General features: G+C 70.5%; 22 protein-coding genes. 5 read left to right on the top strand and 17 right to left on the bottom strand.

Annotated features, from left to right (window positions below):
- The first annotated feature begins 85 nt into the window (after positions 1-85).
- From I6A60_RS14140 to I6A60_RS14130, 3 genes are all read left to right on the top strand, one after another.
- On the top strand, positions 86-547 hold the full coding sequence (locus I6A60_RS14140; protein ID WP_203055629.1) for a carboxymuconolactone decarboxylase family protein: 462 nt from the start codon (positions 86-88) through the stop codon (positions 545-547).
- Position 548: 1 nt separating this feature from the next.
- On the top strand, positions 549-1,418 hold the full coding sequence (locus I6A60_RS14135) for an NAD(P)-dependent oxidoreductase (RefSeq protein WP_203023318.1): 870 nt from the start codon (positions 549-551) through the stop codon (positions 1,416-1,418).
- Between the two features lie 350 nt (positions 1,419-1,768).
- Positions 1,769-2,623 carry an LLM class flavin-dependent oxidoreductase gene (locus I6A60_RS14130; RefSeq protein ID WP_203023319.1) on the top strand — a complete coding sequence of 285 codons (855 nt, stop codon included), beginning with the start codon at positions 1,769-1,771 and terminating at the stop codon, positions 2,621-2,623.
- Between the two features lie 115 nt (positions 2,624-2,738).
- Here I6A60_RS14130 and I6A60_RS14125 read toward each other — a convergent pair whose 3' ends face one another.
- From I6A60_RS14125 to I6A60_RS14095, 7 genes are all read right to left on the bottom strand, one after another.
- On the bottom strand, positions 2,739-3,320 hold the full coding sequence (locus I6A60_RS14125; protein ID WP_203023320.1) for a hypothetical protein: 582 nt from the start codon (positions 3,318-3,320) through the stop codon (positions 2,739-2,741).
- On the bottom strand, positions 3,289-4,638 hold the full coding sequence (locus I6A60_RS43515; protein ID WP_203023321.1) for an AAA family ATPase: 1,350 nt from the start codon (positions 4,636-4,638) through the stop codon (positions 3,289-3,291). The genes I6A60_RS14125 and I6A60_RS43515 overlap by 32 nt, the downstream gene beginning before the upstream one ends.
- A 133-nt stretch (positions 4,639-4,771) precedes the next feature.
- Positions 4,772-5,911: an acyl-CoA dehydrogenase family protein gene (locus tag I6A60_RS14115; protein WP_203023322.1), complete on the bottom strand. Its 1,140-nt coding sequence runs from the start codon at positions 5,909-5,911 to the stop codon at positions 4,772-4,774.
- A 234-nt stretch (positions 5,912-6,145) separates the two neighbouring features.
- Positions 6,146-6,925, bottom strand: coding sequence for an enoyl-CoA hydratase/isomerase family protein (locus I6A60_RS14110; RefSeq protein WP_203023323.1), 780 nt, complete (start codon positions 6,923-6,925; stop codon positions 6,146-6,148).
- Between the two features lie 19 nt (positions 6,926-6,944).
- Positions 6,945-8,045 (bottom strand): acyl-CoA dehydrogenase family protein, encoded by a 1,101-nt coding sequence (locus I6A60_RS14105; RefSeq protein ID WP_203023324.1) that lies wholly within the window; start codon positions 8,043-8,045, stop codon positions 6,945-6,947.
- Positions 8,032-8,976: an acyl-CoA dehydrogenase family protein gene (locus tag I6A60_RS14100; RefSeq protein ID WP_203023325.1), complete on the bottom strand. Its 945-nt coding sequence runs from the start codon at positions 8,974-8,976 to the stop codon at positions 8,032-8,034. Before I6A60_RS14100 ends, I6A60_RS14105 begins: the two co-directional genes overlap by 14 nt.
- A gap of 272 nt (positions 8,977-9,248) precedes the next feature.
- Positions 9,249-10,688: a class I adenylate-forming enzyme family protein gene (locus I6A60_RS14095; protein WP_203023326.1), complete on the bottom strand. Its 1,440-nt coding sequence runs from the start codon at positions 10,686-10,688 to the stop codon at positions 9,249-9,251.
- An 87-nt stretch (positions 10,689-10,775) separates the two neighbouring features.
- Between I6A60_RS14095 and I6A60_RS14090 the strand changes: the two genes are divergently transcribed.
- Positions 10,776-11,801 carry a ferredoxin--NADP reductase gene (locus I6A60_RS14090; protein ID WP_203023327.1) on the top strand — a complete coding sequence of 342 codons (1,026 nt, stop codon included), beginning with the start codon at positions 10,776-10,778 and terminating at the stop codon, positions 11,799-11,801.
- 52 nt (positions 11,802-11,853) lie between these two features.
- Here the strand turns inward: I6A60_RS14090 and I6A60_RS14085 are convergent, their stop codons facing one another.
- The 7 genes from I6A60_RS14085 to I6A60_RS14055 all read right to left on the bottom strand — a co-directional run bounded on the left by I6A60_RS14085 (position 11,854) and on the right by I6A60_RS14055 (position 20,514).
- Positions 11,854-12,924 carry a CaiB/BaiF CoA-transferase family protein gene (locus tag I6A60_RS14085; protein WP_203042528.1) on the bottom strand — a complete coding sequence of 357 codons (1,071 nt, stop codon included), beginning with the start codon at positions 12,922-12,924 and terminating at the stop codon, positions 11,854-11,856.
- 194 nt (positions 12,925-13,118) lie between these two features.
- Positions 13,119-14,078, bottom strand: coding sequence for an LLM class F420-dependent oxidoreductase (locus I6A60_RS14080; RefSeq protein ID WP_203022789.1), 960 nt, complete (start codon positions 14,076-14,078; stop codon positions 13,119-13,121).
- Positions 14,079-14,209: 131 nt separating this feature from the next.
- Positions 14,210-14,656, bottom strand: coding sequence for a cobalamin B12-binding domain-containing protein (locus I6A60_RS14075; RefSeq protein ID WP_203022766.1), 447 nt, complete (start codon positions 14,654-14,656; stop codon positions 14,210-14,212).
- Positions 14,656-16,233 (bottom strand): methylmalonyl-CoA mutase family protein, encoded by a 1,578-nt coding sequence (locus I6A60_RS14070; protein WP_203042529.1) that lies wholly within the window; start codon positions 16,231-16,233, stop codon positions 14,656-14,658. Before I6A60_RS14070 ends, I6A60_RS14075 begins: the two co-directional genes overlap by 1 nt.
- Positions 16,230-17,654 (bottom strand): FadD3 family acyl-CoA ligase, encoded by a 1,425-nt coding sequence (locus tag I6A60_RS14065; protein WP_374113434.1) that lies wholly within the window; start codon positions 17,652-17,654, stop codon positions 16,230-16,232. The genes I6A60_RS14070 and I6A60_RS14065 overlap by 4 nt, the downstream gene beginning before the upstream one ends.
- A 104-nt stretch (positions 17,655-17,758) precedes the next feature.
- Positions 17,759-18,934, bottom strand: coding sequence for an amidohydrolase family protein (locus I6A60_RS14060; RefSeq protein ID WP_203022768.1), 1,176 nt, complete (start codon positions 18,932-18,934; stop codon positions 17,759-17,761).
- A gap of 29 nt (positions 18,935-18,963) precedes the next feature.
- Positions 18,964-20,514, bottom strand: coding sequence for an AMP-binding protein (locus I6A60_RS14055; RefSeq protein ID WP_203022769.1), 1,551 nt, complete (start codon positions 20,512-20,514; stop codon positions 18,964-18,966).
- Positions 20,515-20,599: 85 nt separating this feature from the next.
- Here I6A60_RS14055 and I6A60_RS14050 point away from each other — a divergent pair, with 85 nt between their 5' ends.
- Positions 20,600-21,331, top strand: coding sequence for an enoyl-CoA hydratase/isomerase family protein (locus tag I6A60_RS14050; protein ID WP_203022770.1), 732 nt, complete (start codon positions 20,600-20,602; stop codon positions 21,329-21,331).
- A gap of 90 nt (positions 21,332-21,421) precedes the next feature.
- Here the strand turns inward: I6A60_RS14050 and I6A60_RS14045 are convergent, their stop codons facing one another.
- The 3 genes from I6A60_RS14045 to I6A60_RS14035 form a co-directional block, all read right to left on the bottom strand.
- On the bottom strand, positions 21,422-22,636 hold the full coding sequence (locus I6A60_RS14045) for a CaiB/BaiF CoA-transferase family protein (protein WP_203022771.1): 1,215 nt from the start codon (positions 22,634-22,636) through the stop codon (positions 21,422-21,424).
- Positions 22,633-24,072, bottom strand: a complete 1,440-nt coding sequence (locus tag I6A60_RS14040; protein ID WP_203022772.1) for an aldehyde dehydrogenase family protein — start codon at positions 24,070-24,072, stop codon at positions 22,633-22,635. The genes I6A60_RS14045 and I6A60_RS14040 overlap by 4 nt, the downstream gene beginning before the upstream one ends.
- A gap of 246 nt (positions 24,073-24,318) precedes the next feature.
- Positions 24,319-25,539 carry an amidohydrolase family protein gene (locus tag I6A60_RS14035; protein WP_203022773.1) on the bottom strand — a complete coding sequence of 407 codons (1,221 nt, stop codon included), beginning with the start codon at positions 25,537-25,539 and terminating at the stop codon, positions 24,319-24,321.
- Between the last annotated feature and the right edge of the window lie 193 nt (positions 25,540-25,732).

Genomic DNA, 25,732 nt, shown 5'->3' with positions numbered 1-25,732 from the left:
ACAGGCGGCCGAGCCGCCCGGTGACCGGCGTCGGCTCTTTTTCGCGCCGCCTCCTTCGGCGGCGCCGAGGATCGGAGGAACGACCGTGGACGAGGCACTGAGCGCTGCCTACGAGCTGCGCCGGGCCATGCTGGGCGACGCCTACGTCGATGCCCAGAAGGCCGAGACCGACCCGGTCGCGCAGGACTTCCAGGACCACATCACCCGCCAGGCCTGGGGGGTGTGGACCCGCGGCGGACCGCTCTCCACCCGGGACCGCAGCCTGCTGGTACTCGCGATGACCGCGGCCCTCGGTCGGATGGAGGAGTTCAAGCTGCACGCGAGCGCCCAGGCACGCACCGGGGTCAGCGACGCCGAGCTCGACGAGCTGCTCTTCCAGGTCGCCGCCTACTGCGGCGCCCCCGCGGCCATCTCGGCCAAGCGGGCGCTGCGCGAGGTGCGGGCCACCCGTGCCGCCGACGCCGCGGCGGCGGACACCTCCGTGCCCGCGGATACCACCGTGCCCGCGGACACCTCCGTGCCGGCCGCCGCGTCGACGGAGGCCTGAGATGACGGTCGGAGCGCCGATCGTCGGCTTCGTCGGGCTGGGCAACATGGGGGCGGCGCTGGCGAACAACCTCGTCGTGGCCGGCTTCGACGTCGTCGCCTTCGACGTCGCCGGGCCGGACCGGGCGCCCGAGGGCTCGACCTTCGCCGCCGACGTCGCCCAGCTCGCCCGCGCGGCCGACGTCGTCGTGTTCAGCCTGCCCAACGGCGCCGTGTCCGAGTCGGTCGCCACGGAGATCGCCGGCACCGCCGAGCGCCGGGTCGCGCACCTCATCGACACGTCGACCATCGGCGTCACCGCGGCCAAGAAGATCACCGGACTGCTCGCCGACGCCGGCATCGGCTACGTCGACGCTCCGGTCTCCGGCGGCGTCGCCGGCGCGAAGGCCCGCCGGCTCGCGGTCATGTACGCCGGCACCGACGACACGGTCGAGGCCGTCCTCCCCGTGCTGCAGGGGCTGTCCGACAAGCTCCGTCGCGTCGGTGGCCAGCCGGGTCTGGGCCAGGCGCTCAAGCTGGCCAACAACTTCCTCTCGGCCACCGCACTCGCCGCGACCAGCGAGGCGGTGGCGTTCGGCGTCGCCGCCGGGCTGGACATGGCCACGATGATCGAGGTCCTGAACACGTCGTCCGGCCGCAGCGCGGCCACCGACGACAAGTTCCCCAACGACGTCCTCACCGGCCGCTACGGCTCCGGCTTCGCCAACACGCTGATGGCCAAGGACGTCCGCCTCTACCTGGCCGAGGTCCGCGACGCCGCCACCCCGCACACCGTCGGCGACGTCACCGTCGACATCTGGCAGCGCTTCGCCGATTCTGAGCCGAACGTCGACTTCACCCGCATCTACCCCTTCGTGGAGGGCTCCGGCTGAGCGCTCGCGCGACCGTTCGGCCCGGCTCGGGCTCGGCTCGGCCAACGTTGCCTGCGGTCGTGCTAGCGCAAAGGCCGGCGCCACGGTCAGGGCCAGCGGCAGCGCCACGGTCAGGAGCAGCGGCAGCGGCAGCGGCAGCGGCAGCGGCAGCGGCAGCGGCAGCGGCCATGATCGCCGTTTCGGCCCTCTGGTGGTTGTCTGCGGGGCTCGTTTACGACCGCCAGAGGGCGGAAACAGCGATCTATGGCCAGGGAGCCGCCGCCGGGGCGAGGTAGATCGCCCGGCGGTCCGCCGGGGGACGTCGGCAGGGATCGCGGAGAGCCGGCTCGACCACGTCGAGAGGACTGAGCATGCGTTTCTCGGTGAACGTGCCGAACTTCGGGGACTTCGCCGATCCCCACGTCGTCGCCCAGGTCGCCGCCGCCGCGGAGAGCGCCGGCTGGGACGGCTTGTTCGTCTGGGATCACGTCCTCTGGCACAAGGACCGTGGCCATGCTTTCGGCGACCCGTGGATGCTGCTAACCGCCGCCGCGCTCACGACCAGCCGGATCCGGCTCGGCACCCTGGTCACGCCCGTCGCTCGCCGGCGCCCCGAGCAGCTCGCCCGCCAGGTCGCCACCCTGGACACCGCCAGCCGCGGTCGCGCCATCTTCGCCGCCGGCCTCGGCGCGCCGCTCGACGACGAGTTCGGCAGCTTCGGCGACACCACCGACCCCGTCGTCCTGGCCGAGCGGCTCGACGAGGGCCTCGACCTGCTCGCCCGCTACTGGACCGGCGCACCCGTCAACCACCGAGGCCGCCATTTCCAGGTCGACGACGTCACGCTGCTGCCCGCCACCGTCCAACAGCCCCGCCCACCGGTCTGGATCGCGGGCCGCTGGCCGAACCGGCGCCCGCTGGAGCGCGCCGCACGCTGGGACGGGGTCGTCCCGCTCTTCGCCGACGCCACCCACGGCGTCCCGCCGGCTCCCAACGACGTGCGCGGGGTCGTGACCCGCGTCGCCGAGCATCGGCCCGAGGCCGCCGGCCCCTTCGAGGTCGTCGTCGGCGGCCAGACCGCACCGGACACCGCCGCCGACGTCATCGGCCCGCTGGCCGACGCCGGCGCCACCTGGTGGGACGAGCGCCAGCACATCCAGAGCCCCGACCTCTACGCGCTCGCCTCCGTCCTGCGCCGCGTCGAACAGGGCCCGCCTTCCCTCTGACCGAACCGAACCGGCCCCAAGACCCGGTCGTGCCCGGTGCCTGCCGGTCAGGCCGGATTCGGTGGCCAACTCGCGGGCCTATTTGATCCGATTCGGCGCCTGCCCTGCCACACCACTATCGGGCGGACTCACTGGCGGACGTGTCGCCAAGTCGGAAGGCATAGGGATCCCGCGCACCTGCCGCGATCCACCCACAGGTCTCATCCGGAGATTCCACGGCGTCTGCCCACTGAACGGCGGAGACCTCGGAGATCGTTGCAGCGGCGTTCTCGGCCAGGCGACGGGATATATGGTCGGACGACACGAGCCGCCGGTCGAGGCTCAATGCGGCCTCGATCAGATGTGTGTCTTTCAGCAGCGCCTTGCGCTCGGATTCCTTCGGCAGAGCGTCCGCGAGCCTGGCTCGCAGCCGCGGATTCTCGGGGACATCGTGAACGCGTAACCGGCGAGCGGCTACCATCGCGGCGCGCCACCGTACTCCGTACGCCGACTCATGGTCCTTCCATTCAGCGAGCAACGACCTGGAGAGTCCGACCAGGCAGGTCGAGGCCTGAATCGTCATCAGGGCATGCCGCGACCGACTCGACTGCGGGTGCTCCTTGTGCCCGGCGCTGGAGCCCACCGAGGCGTCCACGACCAGGACGTGCGCCTTGCGCGCATCCGATCTACTCACCGGCGAGCCGCCTTTCGGCCGCATCCAGGTAATCCCGGTCGGACTCCAGCGCGATGTCGTCGAAGTCGGTCGGCCAGTCACCGAAGGAGCCATCCTCCGCAAGGTCGGCCGTCGTCACCTCTGTGGTCCCGTCCCGATGTCGGGAGAACCAGTGGAGGGCTACGTCGGTCGGATCCAGCTCCGCTCGGGCGATCGCGGTCTGGATCCCGCGCAGGAGCAGCGAGCTGTGTGTCTCGACCACGACCACGACGCCCTGATTTACCGCGTTCACCAGGAGGCCGGCCAGGCGTGTCTGCGCCCGGGGGTGCAGGTGGATCTCCGGTTGCTCGATGTAGACGAGCTGGCCGGGCACGGCCGCGTGCAACGCCACAATAACCGGCAAGGTCTGCGATACACCGAAGCCGACGTCGGCGATACTGACGAGATCGTTCTCGGCGCCCGGCCCCGCAGTCGGTGTGCGACCCACCCGAAGCTCGACGCGGGTGTCATCCACCGCCTTGGCCTCAATCGTCCCAGTAAGGCCGAGCATCCGCAGATCCTGCGCGACTAGGCCTATGCGGTCGTCACGCTGTCGCTGCCAGGCCATGATCAGGCTCGCCACGTATGGTTCGAAGGTCCCCGGGAAGGTCGCCCGGATCGCCGTCGTCCGATAGGTGCGCTCCGGATTCCCGCGAAGGCCTGGAAGGTGAATCAGGCTTTGGATCTGGGCGCTCAGGTGCTCGGGTACGTCGTTCGGGAGGGCTGTGGGGGCGAACGCGCCGTCGACCACAGCGACTGGAACGAGAAAACAGCGGTTCCGCACTGCGGTCCAGCTCAGCGCAAGGTTCTCCGGCGACTTCGAGGCCCTCCGAAGCGCCTCTCCGAGAAGCCGCGCGTCGGGGGGAAGGGAGTCGGCCACCAGTCGCATACCCTCGCGGTACTGGGCGGTGGTACCACCACGGTTGACCACCATCTCCCGTATACGGAAGCCGCTGCGCTGTTCCCGCTCATAGGAAAGCGTGACCGCTGTGTCATCGGAAAATCCGGCGGTCAGCGAGAAGTTGGACACAGCGCTCGTCGACGACGGCCGGGCGAGTACTTGGTCGGCCGATGTAACGGACAGATTCGGCCCTTCCAGCAGCAATGCACCGGGGTCAAACTGCGCTTCCAACGTTTGCTTCATCAGCAGCAATGGCTGGATATGGCTCGACTTACCGGAGCTGTTCGCACCCGCAAGGATCGTCAGGCCGCCGATCCTGATACTCGATCGCCGATGGATCGACTTGAACCCCTGGACACCCAGCTCGGTCAGGGGCTGCCTGACCCGCGGGCTGCCCGGGGGAAGCCACCCGACGTCGGTCACATCAGCCCCTTTCCATTTGCTCACCAGGCACTGACGGCCAGGACGTACCTACCCTAGCGGCCGGGGGATCTAGGAACGCCGAAGCCGCCCGGCGGGCTGGCCGGGCGGCTTCTGGGCGGTGCCACGAACCGAGCTACAGGCCGAGGTCCTTGGCGATGATGGTTTTCATGATCTCGGAGGAGCCGCCGTAGATGCGGCCAACGCGGGCGTCGGCCCAGGCGCGGGCAACCGGGTACTCGGTCATGTAGCCGTAGCCGCCGAACAGCTGCAGGCAGGCGTCGACGACCCGGCCCTGCATCTCGGTGACGAACAGCTTGACCTTCGCCGCGTCGGTCGGGGTGAGCTCGCCGGCGTCGAGTGCGACCAGTGCCCGGTCGAGCATCGCCCAGCCGGCCTCGACCTGGGTGGCGCAGTCGGCCAGCACGAACTTGGTGTTCTGGAAATGGCTGAGCGTCTTGCCGAACGCCTTGCGGCCGTTCACGTACTCGACCGTCTGGGTGACGACCGACGCGGCCGACGACTGGGCGTTGACCGAGATCGACATCCGCTCCTGGGGCAGGTGCGAGGTCAGGTAGGTGAAGCCCTGGCCCAGCTCGCCGAGCAGGTTGGCCGCCGGCACTCGTACGTCGTCGAAGAAGATCTCGCACGCCTCCTGGATGTGCAGGCCGATCTTCTTCATCGGGGCACCCCGGGAAACGCCGGGAGCCGTCGCGTCGATGACCAGGAGCGAGAGCCCGGCGTGGCGCTGGGTCGGGTCTGTCTTGACCGCGGTGAGGAAGATGTCCGCGTTGAGGCCGCCGGTGATGAAGGTCTTCGAGCCGTTCACGACGTACTCGTCGCCGTCGAGGCGGGCACTCGCCGAGAGGCCGGCGAGGTCGGAGCCCGCGCCCGGCTCGGTCAGCGCCAGCGCGCAGACCAGCGACCCGTCTGCAAGCCCCGGCAACCAGCGGGCCTTCTGCTCGTCGTTGGCGTGGTCGACGAAATACGGCACGGAGATGTCGCAGTGGATGCGCAGCGGGCCGAGACCGAGGCCGAGGCGGCCGGCCTCCTCCGCGACGACCGCGTTGAACAGGTACGAGGCACCGCCGCCGCCGTACTCCTCGGGAATTCCGAGGCCCATGATGCCGAGGTCGCCGCACTTGGTGTAGAAGTCGCGCGGCGGCATGCCGCGCTCCTCCCACTCGTCGTAGTGCGCGACGACCTCCTTCTCCAGGAAGGTCCGGACCGTCGCCCGGAACGCGTCGTGCTCCGGACCGTAGACCGTGCGTCGCATCCGGTCGTCACCCCTCAGAACCAATCAGGAAAACGAAAATCGTACGGCCGGCAACTGCGTCGGCGGCTGCCATGATCGCCGTTTCGGCCCTCTCGTGGTCGTAACTGCCATCGCGATACGACCATCAGAGGGCGGAAACGGCGATCATCCCTGCCGGCCGACGGGCCAGCGGGCCGGCAGGCCGGTCGCGGCACCGGGAACTCGCCGTTGCTGCGACCGGCTTGTGCCGCCGGCTCAGGACTTGTTGGCGGTGAGCTTCGCCATGATGGCGGCGAAGTCGTCGGTGGTAAACGACACCTGCTCGGCGTAGTTCGCGTAGTCGAGTGAGGCGAGGACATTCTTCTCGAGCTGCAGGTTGAGCAGCCGCTTGGTCGCCTCCACGGCCTGCTGGGGCAGCGCGGCAATGCTCCGCGCGCATTCCAGGGCCTCGGCCACCGGGTCGGCGACGATGTGGTTCGCCAGGCCCATCTCCAGCGCCTTCTCGGCCGAGATTCGCTTGCCGGTGATCGCGTATTCCTTCACCCAGTGCATGCTGGTGTTCATCGGCCAGACGAGCGGGCCACCGTCGGCAGCGACCAGGCCGACCTGCACGTGTGGGTCGAGCAGGTACGCCTTCTCGGCCATGTAGACGATGTCCGAGAGCCCGACGAGGCTACAGCCGAGGCCGGCCGCCGGGCCGTTGACGGCGGCGACCACCGGGAGCCGGCAGCGCAGCATGCCGAGGATGATGTCCCGGCCGTGCATGATGGTCAGCTTCTGCAGCTCCGGGTCCTGGCGCAGCACGTTCAGGTAGGCGAAGTCGCCGCCCGCCGAGAAGGCCCGGCCCGCGCCGGTGATGACCGCGGCCCGGGCGCCGAGGTCCTCGTTGAGCTGCGTCCACAGCCGGGCGAGCCCGACGTGCAGGTCGTGGTTGACCGCGTTCAGGTTGTCCGGCCGGTTCAGTGTGATGATCCGGATCGGGCCGTCGGCCCGGACCTGGACCTCGTCCGGCAGGTCGTAAAGGTTGTCGGACATCTATGTCCCTCCGGGCCGCTCAGCTGGCCGGCAGGCCGAGGATGCGGCCCGCGACGATGTTCTTCTGGATCTGCGACGTGCCACCCATGACGCTCTGGGACCGGCTGTAAAGGTAGGTCGCCAGGAGCTCGGCGTCACGGGTTCCGGTGACCGCGAGGGCCGCGTGGCCGACGGACTGCTCGACCCACGTCATCAGCAGCTTGTCCAGCGAGCCGTCCGAGGTGTGGGTGACCCCGTCGAGCTGCTCGGACAGGCGGCGGCGGACGTGCAGGCGCAGCATCTCGGCCTGCACGGCCCCCCAGCGCAGGTCGTCGGGCACCGTCTCGCCAGCCGCGGCCGCGGTCTTCGCGAGCGAGCGGACCGTCTTGCCGTAGCGAGCCGAGAAGCCCAGCGTGGACGGCTCCCGCTCATGGCCGACCACCGTCATCGCGAGCTTCCAGCCGTCGCCGGGCTTGCCGACCATGTTCGCCGCCGGCACCCGGGCTCCGTCGAACAGCACCTGGCCGAACTCGGCCGACACCCCGTTGATCATCTTCAGTGGGCGCTGCTCGATGCCGGGCTGGTGCATCGAGATGATGAAGCCGGAGATGCCCTTGTGCCGCGGGGCATCGGGGTCGGTGCGGGCCAGCAGCAGGCACCAGTCGGCGACGTCCGAGTAGCTCGTCCAGATCTTGTGGCCGTGGATGACGTACTCGTCGCCGTCGAGCTCGGCCCTGGTGGTCAGGGACGCCAGGTCGGAGCCGGCGCCGGGCTCGGAGAAGCCCTGGCACCAGCGCTCGGAGCCGTTGATCATGCCGGGGAGGAACCGCAGCTGCACCTCGTCGCTGGCATGCGCGCCGAGGCCGTGTGCCAGGTAGCCCAGGCTCGGCCGCGGCGGCGCGCCGGCGATGGCCAGCTCCTCGTCGAGGATGACGTCATAGACCGGCGCCAGGTCCTGCCCGCCGAACCGCTTCGGCCAGCTCAGGCCGAAGAAGCCGCCCTCGTACAGGGCGGTGTGCCAGCGGCCCGCCTGGTGCCAGTAGTCGTCGCCGGTCGCCTTGAAGTCCGCGACGTTGCCGGCCAGCCATTCCCGCAGCCGCGCGCGGAACGCGGCTTCTTCCGCGGAGTCACGAAAGTCCAAGGTCGATCTCCTCCAGCTTCGCGGGGAACAGCTCGGCGGACGTCAGCACCCGCCGCAAGAAGACGTGGGCGAGGCACTCCCAGGTGTTGCCGATGCCGCCGTGCACCTGGATCGAGGTCTCGCAGATGGTCCGGGCGGCCCGCTCGACGTAGACCTTGGCGATCAGCGCCGCCTGGACCGCCTCGGCGGCGGACAGCTCGTCGACGGCCCAGGCCGCGTGCCGCAGCACGCTGACCGAGCCCTCGACCAGCGCCAGCGCCTCGGCGAGCAGGTGCGCGACGGCCTGGTAGGAGCCGATCGCGTGGCCGTACTGCGAGCGCACCTTCGAGTAGTCGACAGCGAGGGCCTGCGCGCCGCGGGCCGCCCCCAGCATGTCGGCGGCCGTGACGACCAGGGCGAGCGCGCGGGCCTTCGCCGCCGCCTCGCCGTCGACCGTGCCGACCGCCGCCAGCGCGGCGGCGGGGCCGCCCACCAGCCTGGTCAGGTCGACGCCGAGCTCGGTCGCGCCGAGGGTGCCGGCCAGCACCGACGTGCCGTCGAGGCCGAGCAGGCCGTGCATGCCCTTGGCGTCGGGCGCGATCCCGTCGACGACGATGGTGGCCACGCTGGACACGGCCGCGTCGAGTGCGGCGGCGTCGGCCACCTCGCCGTCCGTGGTCAGCCGGGTGTGCAGGTCGTCGGCCAGCACCGGGCCCGAGAACGGCACGTCGACGAGCCCGCGGGCGAACTCCTCGACGACCAGCGCGACCTCGACACCGGAGGCGCCGTCGGACCGCAGCGTCCGCCAGCCGGTCGCGGCGATCGCCTTCTCCAGGCGGGCGGCGCGGTCGTCGTCGGCGAGGTCGAGCACGGAGCCCGGCCCGAGGTCGTCCGCGAGCCGGGCGGCCGCGTCCCGTAGCTCGCGCTGCTCAGTCGTCAGACGAACGTCCATGCCGCTCCTTGAGGTTTCCAGCGTTCTCTGCTGCCAGCCGCGGGCGTCTGGCAGCGCCCGAACCACTCGACGATCACGACGTCGTTTCGCCCTGGCGGCCAGATCGCCGCCAGCCTCGCCGCGGCACCAGCGCGGCGATCGCGTCCGGGCCGCCCCCGCCCGCCCGTATGTCTATATTGACGTCAAGTCTGGTACCGGTCTACCGCACCCGTCGCGGCCGCGCCGCGTGATGTGAGCAGAAAGTGGCAGGGGTACCGACCGCGGCCCGGCCGTCACCCGGGGGCCGGTGGGTCGACCGCCACGGCCAACGCCTCGTCACGCAGGAGGCGGCGCAGCACCTTCCCGGAGGGCAGCCGCGGAATCTCGGGAACGAACACGATCCGCCTCGGCCGCTTGTAGGACGCGAGCCGGTCACCGACCAGCGTGACGAGCTCCGCGGCCAGGCCGGCCGGCTCGACGCCGCCCGCGACGGTGACCGCGGCGACGATCGCCTCGCCGTCCGCGGGGTCGGGAACCCCGAACACCGCGCAGTCGGCGACCGCCGGATGACCGTGCAGCACCGTCTCGACCTCGGCCGGCGCGACCTGGAAGCCGCGCACCTTGATCATCTCCTTGCGCCGGTCGGTGAGCCGCACCCAGCCGTCGGCGTCGATGTTCCCGACGTCCCCGGTGCGGTACCAGCCGTCCTGGAACGCGTCCGCGTTGGCCTCCGCCGGCAGGTAGCCGAGCATCAGCGACGGCGAGCGGGCCTGGATCTCCCCGGTCTCCCCCGGCGCGACGGGCACGCCGGTCTCCAGGTCCACGACCCGCAGCTCGACCCCGGGCGCAGCCAGGCCGACGCTGTCGAGCCGGGCGCCGGCCAGCGGGTTGCAGGCGATGACCGGCAGTTCGCTCGCCCCGTAGGCGGGAAGCCACGCGACCCCGGCTCGGCGGGTCACGGTCTGCGCGACGCTGGCCGTGACGGGCGTCGCGCCCCACATGATGTAGCGCAGCGACGACAGGTCGAACGACTCCAGCTTCGGGTGCGCCGCGAGCGCGAGCGCGATCGGCGCGACGGCCATCTCGATGGTGATCCGGTCGTCCTGGATGCAGCCGAGCACCGCGTCCAGGTCGAACCGGCGGTGCAGCCGCATCCACGCGCCCGTCTCCAGCGCGGTGACGATGTTAAGGATCCCGAGGATGTGGGACGGCGGGGTGGCGACCTGGATCCGGTCGGCCGACGTCATGCCGAGCACGGCGCGCCAGTCACCGACGGCGGCGGCGAACGACGCGTGTGTGTGCCGGACGGCCTTGGGCAGGCCGGTGGTGCCGGAGCTGAACACGAACACCGCGTCGGCGGCCGGGTCGGGCGCGGGAACCGGCGCGACCGGGGAAACACCTGCGTCGACGCCCTCCAGGGGCTCGTCCAGGTGCACCATCGGCATCAGGTCGGCGAGAACCGGATGGTCACCGATGGCATGCGCCGGCTCGCTCACCGCCAGAGCGTGCGCGACGTCAGCGCGCTTCCAGGAGGGGCTGAGCAGGACGACGGCGGCCCCTAGGCGCCAGATGGCCCTAACCGCGATGATGAACTCGGGCCGGGTCGACGACATCAGCGCGACGCGGTCACCGGCGCGGACACCGCGGTCCGCGAGCCTGGCGGCTAAGGCGCTGGTCAGGGCGTCCAGCCTGGCCAGGCTGTACTCCTGCTCCTCGAAGACGAGGACCGCCATGGCGAGGCTCCCGTCTCAGCTCGTGCCAGGCGCGCGGAAACTGTATTCTCGCCTGGATAGAACCTTAATACCAGAGGATGCCGTCACATGCCGAGACCTCCGCTCTTCCAGCGTGCGACCGTGAGCCGGGTGATCGAGGAGACCGCGGACGCCCGCACGTTCGCCCTCGCACCGCTCGACGGTCCATGGGAATACCGCGCCGGTCAGTTCTGCACGTTCAAGGTCACCATCGGCGGCGAGGAGCTGCTGCGCAGCTACTCCATGTCCAGCGCGCCGGAGACCGACGGCGAGCTCGCGGTGACCGTGAAGCGGGTGCCCACCGGCGCGGTGTCGAACTGGCTGATCGACAATCTGGTCAAGGGCGACGAGGTCGAGCTCACCAAGCCCCACGGCGTCTTCTGCCTGCGCGAGACCGACGTCCCGCTGATCGGCTTCTGCGGCGGAAGCGGGATCACCCCGGTCATCTCGCTGGCCAAGAGCGCGCTCGCGACGACGAACCGCCGGGTCCGGCTGCTGTGCGCCGACCGCGACCAGCCGGCGGCCATCTTCTGGCAGGCGCTGACCGAGCTCGCCGAGCAGTACCCCGACCGGCTCACGGTGACCCGGCATCTGGACGCCGCCGCGGGCTTCCTGGACCCGGCCGCCATCCGGGAGTTCCTCGGTGACGACGTCGACGCGGACATCTACATCTGCGGGCCGACGCCGTTCATGGACCTCGTCGAGGCCGCCGTGCCGGGCCCGGGGAAGCTGTTCATCGAGCGGTTCGGCAGCACCGCGCCGCTGCCGCCCCAGGAGGAGGAGCCCGCGGCCACCGCAGGCTCCGAGGCCAGCAAGGTCCTCGAAGGCACCGTCACGATCATCCTCGGCCGCAAGAAGGCCACCGTGCCGCGCCGGCCCAACGAGACCCTGCTCGAAAGCGCGCGCCGCGCCGGCCTCACCCCGCCGTTCTCCTGCGAGTCCGGCACCTGCGCGACCTGCATGGCGCACGTCGAGGAGGGCGAGGTCACCATGCGGGTGAACGACGCCCTCACCGAGGACGAGGTCGCCGACGGCTACGTCCTGACCTGCCAGGGCCTCCCCCAGTCCGAAAAGGTCATCGTCCGGTACGAATAGCCCAACGAGACGAGCCCGGCCCTTCGAAGGGCCGGGCTCGTCTCGTTGGGGCTCAGGCGGTGCCGTGCTCGCCGAGGGTGGGGGGCGGGCCGTAGGACGTCGTGTAGCCGTCGATGCGGATGGGGTTGGCGACGAGGCGGTAGCCGGCGGTCTCGATGACGCGGTCGGGGGCCTCGGCGAGCGCTTCGGGCAGGGTGCGGACCGCGGCGATCGGGATGCCCAGGGGGCGCAGCCGGGCCTCCCAGCCGCGCGCCGTGTCGGCCGCCAGTGCTCTGGTGACGGCTTCCACGACCTTGTCGCGGTTCGCTGACCGGTCGGCCATGGTCGGGAAGGCGGCGATCTCCGCCTCGGGGACGGCGGCCTCGGTGACGAACGTCCGCCAGTAGCGGTCGTGGGTCAGGAACATCGCGAGGAAGCCGTCGGCGGTAGGGAACAGCTGGGCCGGCACGTAGAACGGGTGCGCGCCGAACGGGTGGCGAACGGGTTGGGTGCCCTCGTTCAGGTAGGCGGACGCCTTGTAGTTCAGCTGCGAGAGCATCACGTCGCGCAGGGACACGTCGATCTGGCCGCCCCGGCCGGCGATGATCTGGGCGAGCAGGCCGAGCGCCGCCGTGAGGCCCGCGGAGTTGTCCGCCGCCGAGTAGCCCGGCAGGGTCGGCGGCCCGTCCGGCTCGCCGGTCATCGCCGCGACGCCGGTGGCCGCCTGGATCACGTAGTCGAACGCCGGGTCGTCGCCGCCATAGAGGCCGTAGCCCGTGACGGCGACACAGACGATCTTCTCGTTGTACTGCTTCAGCGCCTCGTAGGTGAGCCCGAGCTTCCGGATCGCCGACGGCTTCTGGTTGACGATCAGCGCGTGCGCGTCCGCGACCAGCTCGTGCAGCTTCTCCTGCCCCGCCGGCCCGGTCAGGTCGAGGCAGACGCTGCGCTTCCCACGGTTGAGGCTGGCGAAGTAGGCGTCGCTGACCTGCCGGGACATGTCACCGGTCGGCGGCTCGACCTTGGTGACCTCCGCCCCGAGGTCCGCCAGCATCATCGACGCATACGGACCGGCCAGAATATGGCCCGCCTCGAGGATCCTGATCCCCGCGAGCGGCCCCTGGCTGCCGGCAGAACTGCTCATGGTGTCCCGATTGCGCTCCACCAGCGCACCCCCTCCGCGCGCGGCACGCACCGCCGTGTGGCGACAGCGCTCTGGCGCAGCGTCAACTCAGCCACCCCATCGACCCGCGACCAGCCGGGCCACGCTGATGGACCTCGGCCTCGAACCACGTAGGAGGGCGCCTAGCGCCCGACGGCTGGCGCGCAGCGCCAGCCTCACTTACGGAGGTCCGCGGCGATCTGGGCGTAGACCTCGCGGGTGCGGCGCTTCGAGGCGACCAGCTCGTCGCGGTTGTCGCCGATCGGCAGCAGCCGGGCGGAGACGTCGGTGACACCGGCGTCGATGAACCGCTGGATGCGGGCGGCGATCATCGCCTCGTCGCCGACGGCCGCGAGGTCGCCGACGTCCTGGGCGTCGCCGGCGTCGAGCAGCCGCTGGTAGTTCGGGGACACCTCGGCCTCACCGAGGATCCGGTTCGCGCGGGCCTTGGCCTCCTCGACCTCGTCCGGCCGGCACAGGCAGACCGGGAGGCCCGCGACGATCCGCGGCGCCGGCTTGCCGGCACCCTCGGCCGCCTTGGTGATCTTCGGCGCGATGTGGTCGCCGACGGCTCGCTCGTCGGCGAGCCACAGGACGGTCCCGTCGGCCTGCTCGCCCGCGATCCGCAGCATCACCGGGCCGAGCGCGGCCACCAGCACGGGCAGCGGGCCAATCGGGGTCAGGCCGAGCGGGTTGTGCACCGTGAACGTGGCGTTCTCGACGTCGGCACTACCGGTCCCCGCGAAGGCCGCGTTGAGCACCTCGAGGTAGTCGCGGGTGAAGGCGGCCGGCTTGTCGTAGGGCAGGCCGAGCATGTCCTTGACGATCCAGTGGTGCGACGGGCCGACGCCGAGCGCGAGCCGGCCGTTCGTCGCGGCGTGCGCCGACATCGCCGAGCGGGCCAGCGCGATCGGGTGCTGCGGCTGCAGCGGCACCACCGCGGTGCCCAGCTCGATCCGCTCGGTCACCGTCCCCATCAGGGCGACCGTGATCAGCGCGTCGAAGTCCGTCGGGACCTGCGGAATCCACGCGGTGTCCAGGCCCGCGCCCTCGGCCCAGCGGACGTCGTCGAGCATCCGCGCGGCCTTGCGCGCGGAGTCGCCGCGCTCGGGGCCGATCATCACGCCGAACCGCACCATGTCTCCACCTAACTCTGCGAGCAGCCAAACCTGGCGTGCCTTCTCCCGCCGACGCCGTCCGAGGCGCGGCGGCCCGGCGACGACGGCAGGAGAGGCTCAGTCTCAGCTCACCGGCCGGTGAGCGGTAGTCACGCGGCGCTGGCCGCGCCGGTGACCGCGCGGACGCCGGAGACGACGTCAACGAGCGGGGTGCCCGTCGGGAAGACCGCCACGGCGCCGAGCTCGCGCAGCTTCGGGACGTCCGTCAGCGGGATCGTGCCGCCGACGACGACCGCGATGTCCTCGGCGGACGCGGCCTTCAGGCCCTCGATGACCCGGGTCGTCAGCGCCATGTGCGCGCCGGACAGGATCGAGAGGCCGACCAGGGCGACGTCCTCCTGGACGGCGACGGCGACGATGTCGTCGACCTTCTGCCGGATCCCCGTGAAGATCACTTCGAAGCCGGCGTCCCGCAGCGCCCGGGACACGATCTTGGCGCCTCGGTCGTGGCCGTCGAGACCGGGCTTGGCGACGAGCACCCGCACGGGCGGCGCCACGACTGCGACGGCCTCGGCCGAGGTCGGCGCGTCGGTCATCAGAACACCACCGGCTGCTGGAACTCGCCCCAGACCGACTTCAGGGCGGCGACCATCTCGCCGACCGTGCAGTAGGCACCGGCGCAGTCGATCAGGTGGGGCATCAGGTTGGCGTCTCCCTCCGCGGCCGTCGTGAGGGCCGCGAGCTTCTCCTGCACGGCGGCGCCGTCCCGGTCCGCCTTGACCTGGGCGAGCCGCTTGAGCTGGCGGTCGCGGCCGTCGGCGTCGAGCTCGTAGGTGGCGAGGTCGGGGGCCGGCTCCTCGGAGACGAACCGGTTCACGCCGACGATCGGGCGGGTGCCGTCCTCGATCTCCTGCTGCAGCCGGTAGGACTCGTCGGCGATCAGGCGCTGCAGGTGGCCCTCCTCGATGGCGCGGACCATGCCGCCACGCCGTTCGAGGTCGTCCATGAGCTCCTTGATCCGGGCCTCGGTCTCGTCGGTGAGCGCCTCGACGAAGTAGGAGCCTCCGAGCGGGTCCGCGGTCCGGGTCACGCCGGTCTCGTAGGCGAGGATCTGCTGGGTGCGCAGCGCCATCGTCGCGGAGTCCTCGCTCGGCAGCGCGAACGGCTCGTCCCAGGCGGCGGTGAACATCGACTGCACGCCGCCGAGCACCGAGGCCAGCGACTCGTAGGCCACCCGCACGATGTTGTTCTGCGCCTGCGGCGCGAACAGCGACGCCCCGCCCGACACGCAGCCGAAGCGGAACATGGCCGCCTTGTCGCTGGTCGCGCCCCACCGCTCCCGCACCAGCGTCGCCCAGCGGCGCCGGCCGGCCCGGTACTTGGCGATCTCCTCGAAGAAGTCGCCGTGCGTGTAGAAGAAGAAGGACACCTGCGGGGCGAACTGCTCGATCGTCATCCGGCCCCGGGCGAGCACCGTGTCGACGTAGGTGACGCCGTCGGCGAGGGTGAACGCCATCTCCTGGACTGCCGTCGCGCCCGCGTCGCGGAAGTGCGCCCCGGCGACCGAGATGGCGTTGAACCGGGGCACCTCGGCGGCGCAGAACTCGATCGTGTCGGCGATCAGCCGCAGCGACGGCTCGGCCGGCCAGATCCAGGTCCCGCGGGAGGCGTACTCCTTCAGGATGTCGTTCTGGATCGTCCCGGTGAGCTTGGCGCGCGGAACGCCCGCCTTCTCGGCGGCGGCGACGTAGAACGCCAGCAGGATGGCGGCCGTCCCGTTGATGGTGAAGCTGGTCGAGATCTTGTCGAGCGGGATGTCCGCGAACAGGATCTCCGCGTCGGCCAGGGTGTCGATCGCGACGCCGACCCGGCCGACCTCCTCGGTGAACTCCGGGTCGTCGGAGTCGTAGCCGCACTGGGTCGGCAGGTCGAGCGCGACCGACAGGCCCGTGCCGCCCTGGCCCAGCAGGTAGCGGTAGCGCTCGTTGGACTCCTCCGGCGTGCCGAAGCCGGAGTACTGGCGGAACGTCCACAGCCGGCCGCGGTAGCCCTTGGCGAAGTTGCCCCGGGTGAACGGGTACGTGCCCGGGTCCGGCGGCTCGGTTGTCCGGTCCGCCGGCCCGTAGACCGGCCGGATCGGAATCCCGGAGTTGGTCGTGATCTCGTCGGTCATCGCAGCTGGTCCTTCACGACCTTGCCGGTGGCGTTCAGCGGAAGCGCGTCGAGGAACTCGACGAAGCGGGGCGCCTTGAAGCCGGCCATCCGTTCCTTGGACCAGGCGATGATCTCGTCGGCCGTCACCTCGGCGCCGGACCGCTTCACGAGGAAGGCCTTGCAGACCTCGCCCATCCGCGCGTCGGGCACGCCGATGACGGCGGCCTGGGCGATGGCCGGGTGCTCCAGCAGGTAGCCCTCGATCTCGGCCGGGTAGGCGTTGAACCCGCCGACGATGAACATGTCCTTCTTACGGCCAATGATCTTCACGTAGCCGCGGTCGTCCATCGAGCCGAGGTCGCCGGTGTGCAGCCAGCCGCCGGCGTCGATCGTGTCGGTGGTGGCCGCCGGGTTCTCGAAGTAGCCCTGCATGACGCTGTAGCCGCGGATCAGCACCTCGCTGTCGCCCGCGATGGCGACCTCGATGCCGTCGCAGGGCGCGCCCACCGTGGTGGCGATGTCCTCGAACGAGTCGCCGGGCCGCGAGGCCGTCGCGGTGCCCGCCTCGGTGAGGCCGTAGCCGGTCATGATGTGCTGGAACGGCAGTTCCTGCTTCATCCGCCGGATCAGCTCCACCGGGATGTCCGCCGAGCCGGTGACCGCGCAGCGCAGCGACGACAGGTCCCGGCCGGCGATCTGGCCCGAGCCGATCGCCTCCAGCAGCGACTGGTAGACGGTCGGCGCGCCGGGCAGCATCGTGATCTTCTCGCGCTCCACGATCTCGGCGACCGTGGCGACGTCGAACACGGCCAGCGGGAACATCGTCGCGCCCTTGATCAGGGACGCGATGAGGCCGGCCTTGAGCCCGAACGTGTGGAAGTACGGGTTGATCATCAGGTACCGGTCGCCCTCGCCGAGCTGGGCCTGGTACGTCCACTCGCTGTACAGCCGCAGCGTCTGGCGGTGGTTCATCATCACGCCCTTGGGGCGCCCGGTCGTGCCGGAGGTGAAGATGATGTCGGCGATGTCGCCGCCGTCCACCTTGCGCTCGAAAGGCGAGCCGGACGTGAGGAAGTCCGACTTCAGGTCGACGCCGGTGACCCCGGCCGGGATCTCGTAGTCGATGCCGAGGAAGCCGGGCTGGGTGAGCACCGCCTTCGCGCCGCTGCGCACGATGATGTCCGCGGCCTCGGCCGCCTTGTACCGGGTGTTGACCGGGACCAGCACCCCGCCGGCCGTGAGCAGGCCGAACGCGGCGATCGCCCATTCGGCCGAGTTCGGCGCCCAGAGGGCCACCCGGTCGCCGGCCTCGACGCCCAGCTCGGCGAAGGCGCCTGCGGCCGCGCGTACTCGCTCGGTGAACTGGACGTAGGTGAGGCGCAGGTCGCCGTCGACGAGCGCCTCCGCGTCACCGAACCGGGTGGCGGTGCTGAGCACCATCTCCGGGATCGTGTCCCACGGCAGGCCCTGGAAGGTCGGGCTGTCCGTGGTCCCCGCGATCCGCAGGTCGCCTTCGACCCTGACGTTGTCTGTCACCGGGCCGGTCAGCCGTCGATCAGCTTGGCGAGGTTGCCACCCATGACCTTGACCTTGTCCTCCTCGCTGAGGTCGCCCAGCTCCGAGACATGGGACACCGGGTCACCGAGGCCTTCGGGGTGCGGGTAGTCCGAACCGAACAGGATCCGGTCGATGCCGAGCAGCTCGCCGAGGTCCGCGTAGCTCTCCTCCCAGAAGGGGGAGATGTTGACGTTGCGGCGCATCACGTCGAACGGGTGCTCGTCGAAGCCCTGCGGGTACTTCTTGTAGGCGTCCTTGAGCGACTTCATCAGCGGGGCGACCCAGGAGGCGCCGTTCTCGATGACGGCGATCTTCAGCTCGGGGAACCGGGACAGCGCACCGTGGCAGACCATCGCCGCGACGGAGTCCTCGATCGGGCGCCACTGGCTGACCATCTTGAACACGTCCGGCTTGAACGGCAGGTACTCGCCCTTGTTCGAGTCCCAGTCGCTCTGGTATCGGACGTAGCCGCTGTCCGAGGAGTGCATGCCGACCAGCACGCCGTGCTCGACGACCTTCGCCCAGAACGGGTCGAACTCCGGCAGGCCGAACGAGCGCGAGCCGCCGAGGCCGGGGACCGGCGCGGGCCGGACCAGGATGACGCGGGCGCCGCGGGCGACGACCCACTCCAGCTCCTCGATCGCCTTCTCGACGATCGGCAGCGTGATGACCGGGGTGGAGTAGATCCGGTCGGCGTAGTTGAACTGCCAGGTCTCGTACATCCACTCGTTCAGCGCGTGGACGACGGCGTGCGTCAGCTCGGGGTCGTCGCGCATCCGCTCCTCGAGCAGGCTCGCGAGCGTCGGGAACATCAGGGTCCGGTCCAGGCCCTGCTCGTCCATCAGCTCCAGGCGCGCGCCGGGCTCACGGAACGCGGGGATCGCGCGCATCGGCTTGCCGACGATCTCGCGGTAGGACTTGCCCTCCGGGTTGCCGACACGGAAGTAGTCCTCCTGGGCACCCGGCCGCGCCACGACGTCGAACGTCGGGTTCGGGATGTACTCGCTGATCTGGCCCCGAATGGCGATCTTGGTGCGGCCCTCGACCTCCACGTACCGGATCGCGCCCTCGAACTCCTTCGGCAGGTACTTGGTGAAGGCGTCCTTGGTCTCGTACATGTGGTTGTCCGCGTCGAAGACCTGGTACGGCGAGCGCGTCGACATGAGACCCCTCCTTGCTGAATGCGAGAATCCTATTCTCTGACCTGTCCAGTCGCAATGTCCCGCCGGAGCAGCGCCTTCTGGATCTTGCCACTCGGCGTGCGCGGGAAGTCCTCGACGGCGTGGATCTCCTCCGGCCACTTCTGCCTGGCCAGGCCCACGCCCTGCAGGTGAGCCCGCAGCTCCTCCAGCGTCGGCACCGTGTGTCCCGGCAGCAGCCGCAGGATGGCGGCGGCGTGCTCCCCCAGGCGCAGGTCCGGCGCCGCGACCACGGCGACCTCCGCGATCGCGGGGAGCGTGAGCAGTGCCTCCTCGACCTCCAGGGCGCTGATGTTCTCGCCACCGCGGATGATGAAGTCCGCCTTGCGGTCCACGATCGTCAGATAGCCGTCGGCGTCAAGGGATCCGACGTCGCCGGTGTGGTACCAGCCCTCGTCGTCGAAGGCCCGCGCGGTCAGCTCGTCGTCGAGGTAGCCCAGGCACAGGTCCGGGCCGCGGCTGAGGATCTCGCCGTCCTCGGCGAGCCTGATCTCGACGCCCTCCATCGGGTCGCCGTCGGTGAACAGCCGCTTGTCCCGCGGGGCGACGTACCGGGAGCCGGTGATCGACGGGTGCTCCGTGCTGCCGTAGGACCGGAAGACGGTCACGCCGAAGTCGGACAGCCGGGTGGTGACCGCCGCCGGCACCGAGGAGCCGCCCAGGCCCGCGTAGCGCATCCCGTCGAGGTGCTTCGCCACCTCGAAGTCGGGGTGGTCGATCAGGCTCGTGATGAAGTACGTCGCGCCGCCGCCGATGGTGAGGCCGTCGGCGAGCAGGGCCAGCACCTTGCCCGGGTCCCAGACGTCGAGCAGGTTGATCGGCATCCCGTCGAGCACCGGGATGAGCAGCGCGTTGAGCATGCCGATGAAGTGGCCGACGGGCGCTCCGGTGACCTGCGCACCCCGGTCGGCCGGGCCCGGCATCAGGCCGGCGAGCTGGCGGGTCTCGAACCCGAGAGTCTGGTGGCTGTGCACCACGCCCTTCGGGTCCTTGGTCGTCCCGGAGGTGAACGCGATCACCGCGGGCGTGGCCGGGTCGGCCGCCACGACGCCGGCCAGCGGCTCGTCGGCCAGCAGCGCCTCGAAGTCACGGCCGACGACACCGACGACCGGGATGTCGGCGCACAGGTCCGGCTGGAACTCCAGCCGGCCGAACCGCTCCGCGGTCAGGAAGGCCCTCGGCTTCGCCGTCCGCAGGATGTAGCCGAGCTCCTTGCGGCCGTAGAAGTGCACGATCGGCACCGTGACCGCGCCGAGCAGCGCCGACGCCCAGAACCCGGCCGCCGCCTCGACCCAGTTCGGCAGCTGGAGCGCGACGACGTCCCCCGGGCCGATCCCGCGGGCGCGCAGCCCGGCGGCGAGCCGGCGGGCGAGCAGCTCCACGTCACGGAAGGTTCCCTCGTAGGGGCGGACCGCCGAGTGCACCCGGAACTGGGCGTCGGGCGCGGCCGCTAAGCCGGTGGCGAGCAGGTCACCGAGGGTCTCGGGCTTCCACCACCCGGCCGCCTCGTACCGCTTCGCCAGCTCCTCGGGGATCGTCCGCATGCCGGGACACGCTCCATTCGTTCAGGACGGTGAGACGGTACTCTCGCCAGACGAGAACGTTAGTCCCAATGGCGGAGAAGGCACAGTGATCGATCTCGAACTCGAGGCAGGCCTCGCGGTTGTCACGATCAACCGGCCCGAGGCACGCAACGCCATCTCGCGGGACACCATGGACGAGCTGGAGAAGGTGCTCGACGCCGTCGACTCGTCCGGAGCGCACGCCCTGGCGATCACCGGAGCCGGCGAGCGGGCCTTCATCTCGGGTGGCGACCTCAAGGAACTGGCCGCGATCCGAACGTTCGAGGGCGCCGTCGACATGGCGCTGCGGATGCGCGGCCTGTGCGACCGGATCGCGAACTTCCCCGGCCCGACGATCGCGGCGGTCAACGGCCACGCCCTGGGCGGCGGCGCCGAGGTCGCGGTGGCCGCCGACATCCGGATCGCCGCGGAGGGCACCCAGATCGGCTTCACCCAGGTGATGCTCGCGATCATGCCGGCCTGGGGCGGCTCGGAACGGCTCGCCGCGATGGTCGGCAAGGGCAAGGCTCTCATGCTCGCCGGCGGCGGCCTGGTCGTCGACGCGCCTGAGGCCGCCCGGCTGGGGCTCGTCGACAAGGTGTTCCCCCGGGCCGAGTTCGACGCCGGGTGGCGGGCGATCGCGCGATCGCTGGCGCACCAGCCGGCCGTCGAGATCAAGCGGATCATGTCGGGCGCGACCACCGCCCAGGAGGCCGCCGAGGCCTTCGGCCGCCTCTGGGTCGCGGACGAGCACTGGGCCGAGGTCGACAAGGTCTTCAGCCGCATGAAGAACAAGTAAGCCTTTCCGGAACCACAGCCGTTCCAGAATCACAGCAAAGGGGGCCGCCCGGCGGGGCGGCCCCCTTTGTCGTGTCCGGCCGGCGTCAGATCAGGTGATGGCGCCGGCTTCCTTCAGTTCGATGATCTTCTCCCAGTCGTAGCCGAGCTCGAGGAGCACTTCCTCGGTCTGGGCCGCGAAGTCCGGCGCCGGGGCCGCCGCGGGAGCGGTGACGTCGAACTGGACCGGGTTGGCGACCAGCTCCATCTCGCCGGCGTCGAGGATGTACTCGTTCGCCCTGACCTGCGGGTCGTAGCTGACCTGCAGCGAGTCCTGCACCGGAGCCCACGGCCCGGACAGGGTGGCGAGCCGCTCGGTCCACTCCGCCAGCGTGCGCTTGCCGAAGGCCTCACGCAGCAGCGCGACACCTTCCTCGGTGTGCTGGCCGATCAGCTCGGCGGTCGCGAACCGGGGGTCGTCGATCAGGTCCGGGCGCTCCACGTGGCGGCACACGTCGGCCCAGAAACGGGCCGGCTGGAGCATGACCAGCGAGATGTAGCGGCCGTCCGCGGTCCGGTAGAGCCCGGACAGCGGGTTCGTCGGCGCGCCGTGCTGCCCCGGCATGACCGCCTCGAGCGGCATGTCGACGAACTTCGACAGCGCGACGCCGTGGCCCATCGACCACACCCCGCTGCCCAGCAGCGAGACGTCGACGATCGACGGCTCGCCGGTCCGCTCGCGGCTGAACAGCGCCGCCGCGATGCCGCCGGCGAGGTTCGTGCCGGAGATCGTGTCGCCGTAGGCCGGGCCGGGCGGGTTGATGATGCCCTCCAGGCCGGCGGGGGTCAGGCTCTGCGCCGTCGACCCGCGCGACCAGAAGGCGGTCATGTCGAACCCGCCCCGGTCCGACTCCAGCCCGCGCGGGCCCAGGGCGCTGCCGCGCGCGTAGATGATCTTCGGGTTGACGGCGCGGATGTCCTCGACGTCGACGCGGAGCTTCTTGCGGACCTTCGGCAGGTGGTTCGTCAGGTAGACGTCCGCCTGCTTCGCCAGCTCCAGCAGGATCTCCCGGCCCAGCGGGTTGGCGATGTCCAGGCCGACGCTGCGCTTGCCCCGGTTGCTGTGCCAGATGTTGGGGTTCGGGCCGGCCGGGTCGACCTTCATCTTGCCGATCTGGGTGAGCCCACGCTGTGGGTCACCCGTCACGGCGTGCTCGATCTTGATGACCTGAGCGCCCCACTCCCCGAGGACCGCGCCACCCGACGGCACGAAGCCGTACATCGCGACCTCGAGGACGCGGACGCCCTCCAGCGGCCGGGCACTCACTTGACCGGCACCGCCAACGTCTTGCGCTCGAGGAACTCCTCCAGCCCGGCGACGCCCATCTCACGGCCGATACCGGACTGCTTGTAGCCGCCGAACGGCGAGTCGGGAGCGAACCAGTTGCCACCGTTGACGCTCACGGTGCCGGTCCGGATCCGCCGCGCGATCGCGATCGCCCGGTCGTCGTCGGCGCCGAAGACGGAGCCGGAGAGACCGAAGATCGAGTTGTTGGCGATCGCGACGGCCTCGTCGTCGCCGTCGTAGGCGATGATGGCCAGCACGGGGCCGAAGACCTCGTCCTGGGCGATCTCGCTTTCCGGGTCGACGTCGGCCAGCACCGTCGGGGCGTAGAAGTAGCCGGGGCCGTCGATCTTCTCGCCGCCGGCGACGAGGGTGGCGCCGGCCGCGACGGCCCGCTGGACCATCGCGTCGACCTTCTCGCGCTGGTCCGCGCTGATCAGCGGGCCGACGTAGGTCTCCTCCAGCGCCGGGTCGCCGATCTTGATGTTCCCGATCGCGTCCTTGACCTTCGCGACGAACTCGTCCTTGCGCGCGGCCGGGACGAGCAGGCGCGAGGTGACGGCGCAGCCCTGCCCCGCGTGCGAGCAGATCGTCATCGTCGCGATGAGCGCCAGGAAGTCGGAGTCCGCGTCGTCGACGGCGATCAGCGCCGACTTGCCGCCGAGCTCCAGGAAGACCTTCTTGACGGTCTTCGAGGCCACTTCCATGATCCGCCGACCGACCGGCGTCGAGCCGGTGAAGGTGATCATGTCAACGTCGGGGTCGCTGGTGAGCACCTCGGCGACCTCGACCGACGGCGAGGTGATCACGTTGACCACGCCGGCCGGGATGTCGGTCTCGTTGGCGATGATCTCGCCGAGCGCCAGCGTGATCAGCGGAGTCTGCGGCGCGCCCTTGAGGATCACGGTGCAGCCGGCCGCGAGCGCGGGAGCGACCTTCGCGATCGCGATCTGGGTCGGGTAGTTGTAAGGAATGATCGCGGAGACGACGCCCGCGGGCTCCTTCTCCACCCAGCGCCGGTTCTTGATCCCGTAGGACTCGACCTCCGGGAGCTCCTCGGTGAACGAGAAGGTCTCCAGCAGGTCCGTGTAGTACTTCACGATGTCGATCGGGGTGTCGAGCGCCGCGCCGTACGTCATCTGGCGCGGGTGGCCGACCTCGGCGATCGTCAGCTCGCGCAGCTCCTCGCGGTGCTTGACCAGGCCGTCGTAGAACTGCCGGAGACACCGGATCCGGAACTCGACGTTCGTGGACCAGTCGGTGGTGTCGAACGCGCGCCGGGCCGCCGCGACGGCGGCCTTCGCCTGCTCGACGCTGGCGTCGGGCGCCTCGCCCAGCACCTCGCCGGTCGTGGGGTTGTAGGACACCGTGGTCCGGGGCGCCTCGACCAGCTGCCCGTCGATCAGTAAGCCCTTCAAGGGAACCCCTCGCCCTCGTATGTGTTCACCTGTGCCGGCTGGCGGGTGCGGGACCTGCGCCGCCGACATGCGGCGCGCCAGGTACTTCCCGTGCTGGAAGCTACATTCTCCCCAGACGGGAATCAAAGTTTCGGAACTGTGGGACTGTGCTGGACGCTACCCCGCGCGCGGCGGTGGTGCCCGGTTTGAGCAGGGCGGGCGCCCGCGGCCGACGAGGCCGGCCGCGGGCGTCGGGCCGTGCGGGCGTCAGACCGTCGCGGGCAGGGCTACCGGCACGTTCATCAGCTTGGCGAGGTTCTCGCCCATGACCTTGCGGATGAACGGCTCGGGCTGGCCCTTCAGGTCGTCGATGTAGCTGATCGGGTTGGCCAGACCCTCCGGGTGTGGGTAGTCGGACCCGAACAGGATGTGCTCCTCGCCGAGCAGCTCGGCCAGGTCGGCGAAGTTCTCCTCCCAGAAGGGGCTGATGTAGATGTTGCGCCGCAGCCCCTCCAGCGGGTTCTCCAGGAAGTCCTGCGGCATCTTCTTGTAGAGGTCCTTGAAGGTCTTGATCAGCGGCGCGAGCCACGAGGCGCCGTTCTCGACCACGGCGATCTTGAGGCGCGGGAAGCGCGTCACGGCACCGTGGATGACCAGCGACGCCACCGCGTCCTCGATCGGCCGCCACGAGTGCAGCATCCGGAACGCGTTCGGCTGGAACGGCAGGTGCTCGGTCGCGGAGCCCGACCACTCACCGGTGAAGCGGGAGTAGCCCGAGTCGGACGAGTGCAGGGCGACGAGGATGTCGGCCTCCTGGACCCGAGCCCAGAACGGGTCGAACTCCGGCAGGGCGAAGGAGCGCGGGCCCTTGTAGCCGGGCACCGGCGCCGGGCGGACCAGGATCACCTTCGCGCCGCGCTCCAGCACCCAGTCCAGCTCCTTGATCGCCTCGTCGACGATCGGCAGGGTGATGACGGGCGTGGTGAAGATCCGGTCGAGACCGTTGTAGTTGAACTGCCAGGTCTCGTACAGCCACTCGTTGAGGGCGTGGATGGCCGCGTGGGTCAGCTCCGGGTCGTCGCGCATCCGCTCCTCGAGCAGGCTGGCGAGCGTCGGGAACAGCAGCGTGCGGCCGAGGCCCTGCTCCTCGTCCATCAGCTTCAGCCGGGCCGCCGGCTCCCGCCAGGCCGGGATGCTGGGCACCGGCTTGCCGAAGATCTCCCGGCGGGACTTACCGTCCGGGTTGCCCTTGCGGTAGTACTCCTCCTGCGCGCCCGGGCGGGCGACCACGTTGAAGGTCGGGTTCGGGATGTACTCGCTGATCGTCCCGCGCACCATGATCTTCGTGCGGCCGTGCACGTCGACGTAGTCGATCGCCTTCTTGTACCGCTCCGGCAGGTACTTGGTGAACGCGTCCGTCGTCTCGTAGAGATGGTTGTCCGCGTCGAACACCGGGATCGCGGTGTCACCTGGGCCAGTTGCGGTCATCGTCGCGCCTCCTGCTGCTCTGGCCGCCGGCTGTCTGCTCTGGCTGCCGCTCCAGTTAATTCATAATGCATCTTGGCGGGCCGGCGCTCGGGGGCCGGGCAGGTGGCGGCCGTCACTCGGGATGTCCGCCGCCTCGGCCAGAGCCGGCGGCGCGGTGCTCCAGGCTGCTCGGCCTGCACGGCGAGCGCGTGAA

This window comes from Frankia sp. AgB1.9 (assembly GCF_016786355.1).
Taxonomy (GTDB): domain Bacteria; phylum Actinomycetota; class Actinomycetes; order Frankiales; family Frankiaceae; genus Pseudofrankia.
The sequence above is the reverse complement of the archived record's forward strand: the minus strand, read 5'-3'. Positions and strand labels throughout refer to the sequence as shown.

Excerpts from the sequence above, each read along its gene's own strand:
- I6A60_RS14100 (WP_203023325.1), bottom strand. The coding sequence starts at position 8,976 with ATGGACGTTCGTCTGACGACTGAGCAGCGCGAGCTACGGGACGCGGCC.
- I6A60_RS14055 (WP_203022769.1), bottom strand. The coding sequence starts at position 20,514 with ATGCGGACGATCCCCGAGGAGCTGGCGAAGCGGTACGAGGCGGCCGGG.
- I6A60_RS14090 (WP_203023327.1), top strand. The coding sequence starts at position 10,776 with ATGCCGAGACCTCCGCTCTTCCAGCGTGCGACCGTGAGCCGGGTGATC.
- I6A60_RS14060 (WP_203022768.1), bottom strand. The coding sequence starts at position 18,934 with ATGTCGACGCGCTCGCCGTACCAGGTCTTCGACGCGGACAACCACATG.
- I6A60_RS14095 (WP_203023326.1), bottom strand. The coding sequence starts at position 10,688 with ATGGCGGTCCTCGTCTTCGAGGAGCAGGAGTACAGCCTGGCCAGGCTG.
- I6A60_RS14075 (WP_203022766.1), bottom strand. The coding sequence starts at position 14,656 with ATGACCGACGCGCCGACCTCGGCCGAGGCCGTCGCAGTCGTGGCGCCG.
- I6A60_RS14110 (WP_203023323.1), bottom strand. The coding sequence starts at position 6,925 with ATGTCCGACAACCTTTACGACCTGCCGGACGAGGTCCAGGTCCGGGCC.
- I6A60_RS14070 (WP_203042529.1), bottom strand. The coding sequence starts at position 16,233 with ATGACCGACGAGATCACGACCAACTCCGGGATTCCGATCCGGCCGGTC.
- I6A60_RS14065 (WP_374113434.1), bottom strand. The coding sequence starts at position 17,654 with ATGGTGCTCAGCACCGCCACCCGGTTCGGTGACGCGGAGGCGCTCGTC.
- I6A60_RS14130 (WP_203023319.1), top strand. The coding sequence starts at position 1,769 with ATGCGTTTCTCGGTGAACGTGCCGAACTTCGGGGACTTCGCCGATCCC.
- I6A60_RS14035 (WP_203022773.1), bottom strand. The coding sequence starts at position 25,539 with ATGACCGCAACTGGCCCAGGTGACACCGCGATCCCGGTGTTCGACGCG.
- I6A60_RS14115 (WP_203023322.1), bottom strand. The coding sequence starts at position 5,911 with ATGCGACGCACGGTCTACGGTCCGGAGCACGACGCGTTCCGGGCGACG.
- I6A60_RS14135 (WP_203023318.1), top strand. The coding sequence starts at position 549 with ATGACGGTCGGAGCGCCGATCGTCGGCTTCGTCGGGCTGGGCAACATG.
- I6A60_RS14125 (WP_203023320.1), bottom strand. The coding sequence starts at position 3,320 with ATGCGGCCGAAAGGCGGCTCGCCGGTGAGTAGATCGGATGCGCGCAAG.
- I6A60_RS14085 (WP_203042528.1), bottom strand. The coding sequence starts at position 12,924 with ATGAGCAGTTCTGCCGGCAGCCAGGGGCCGCTCGCGGGGATCAGGATC.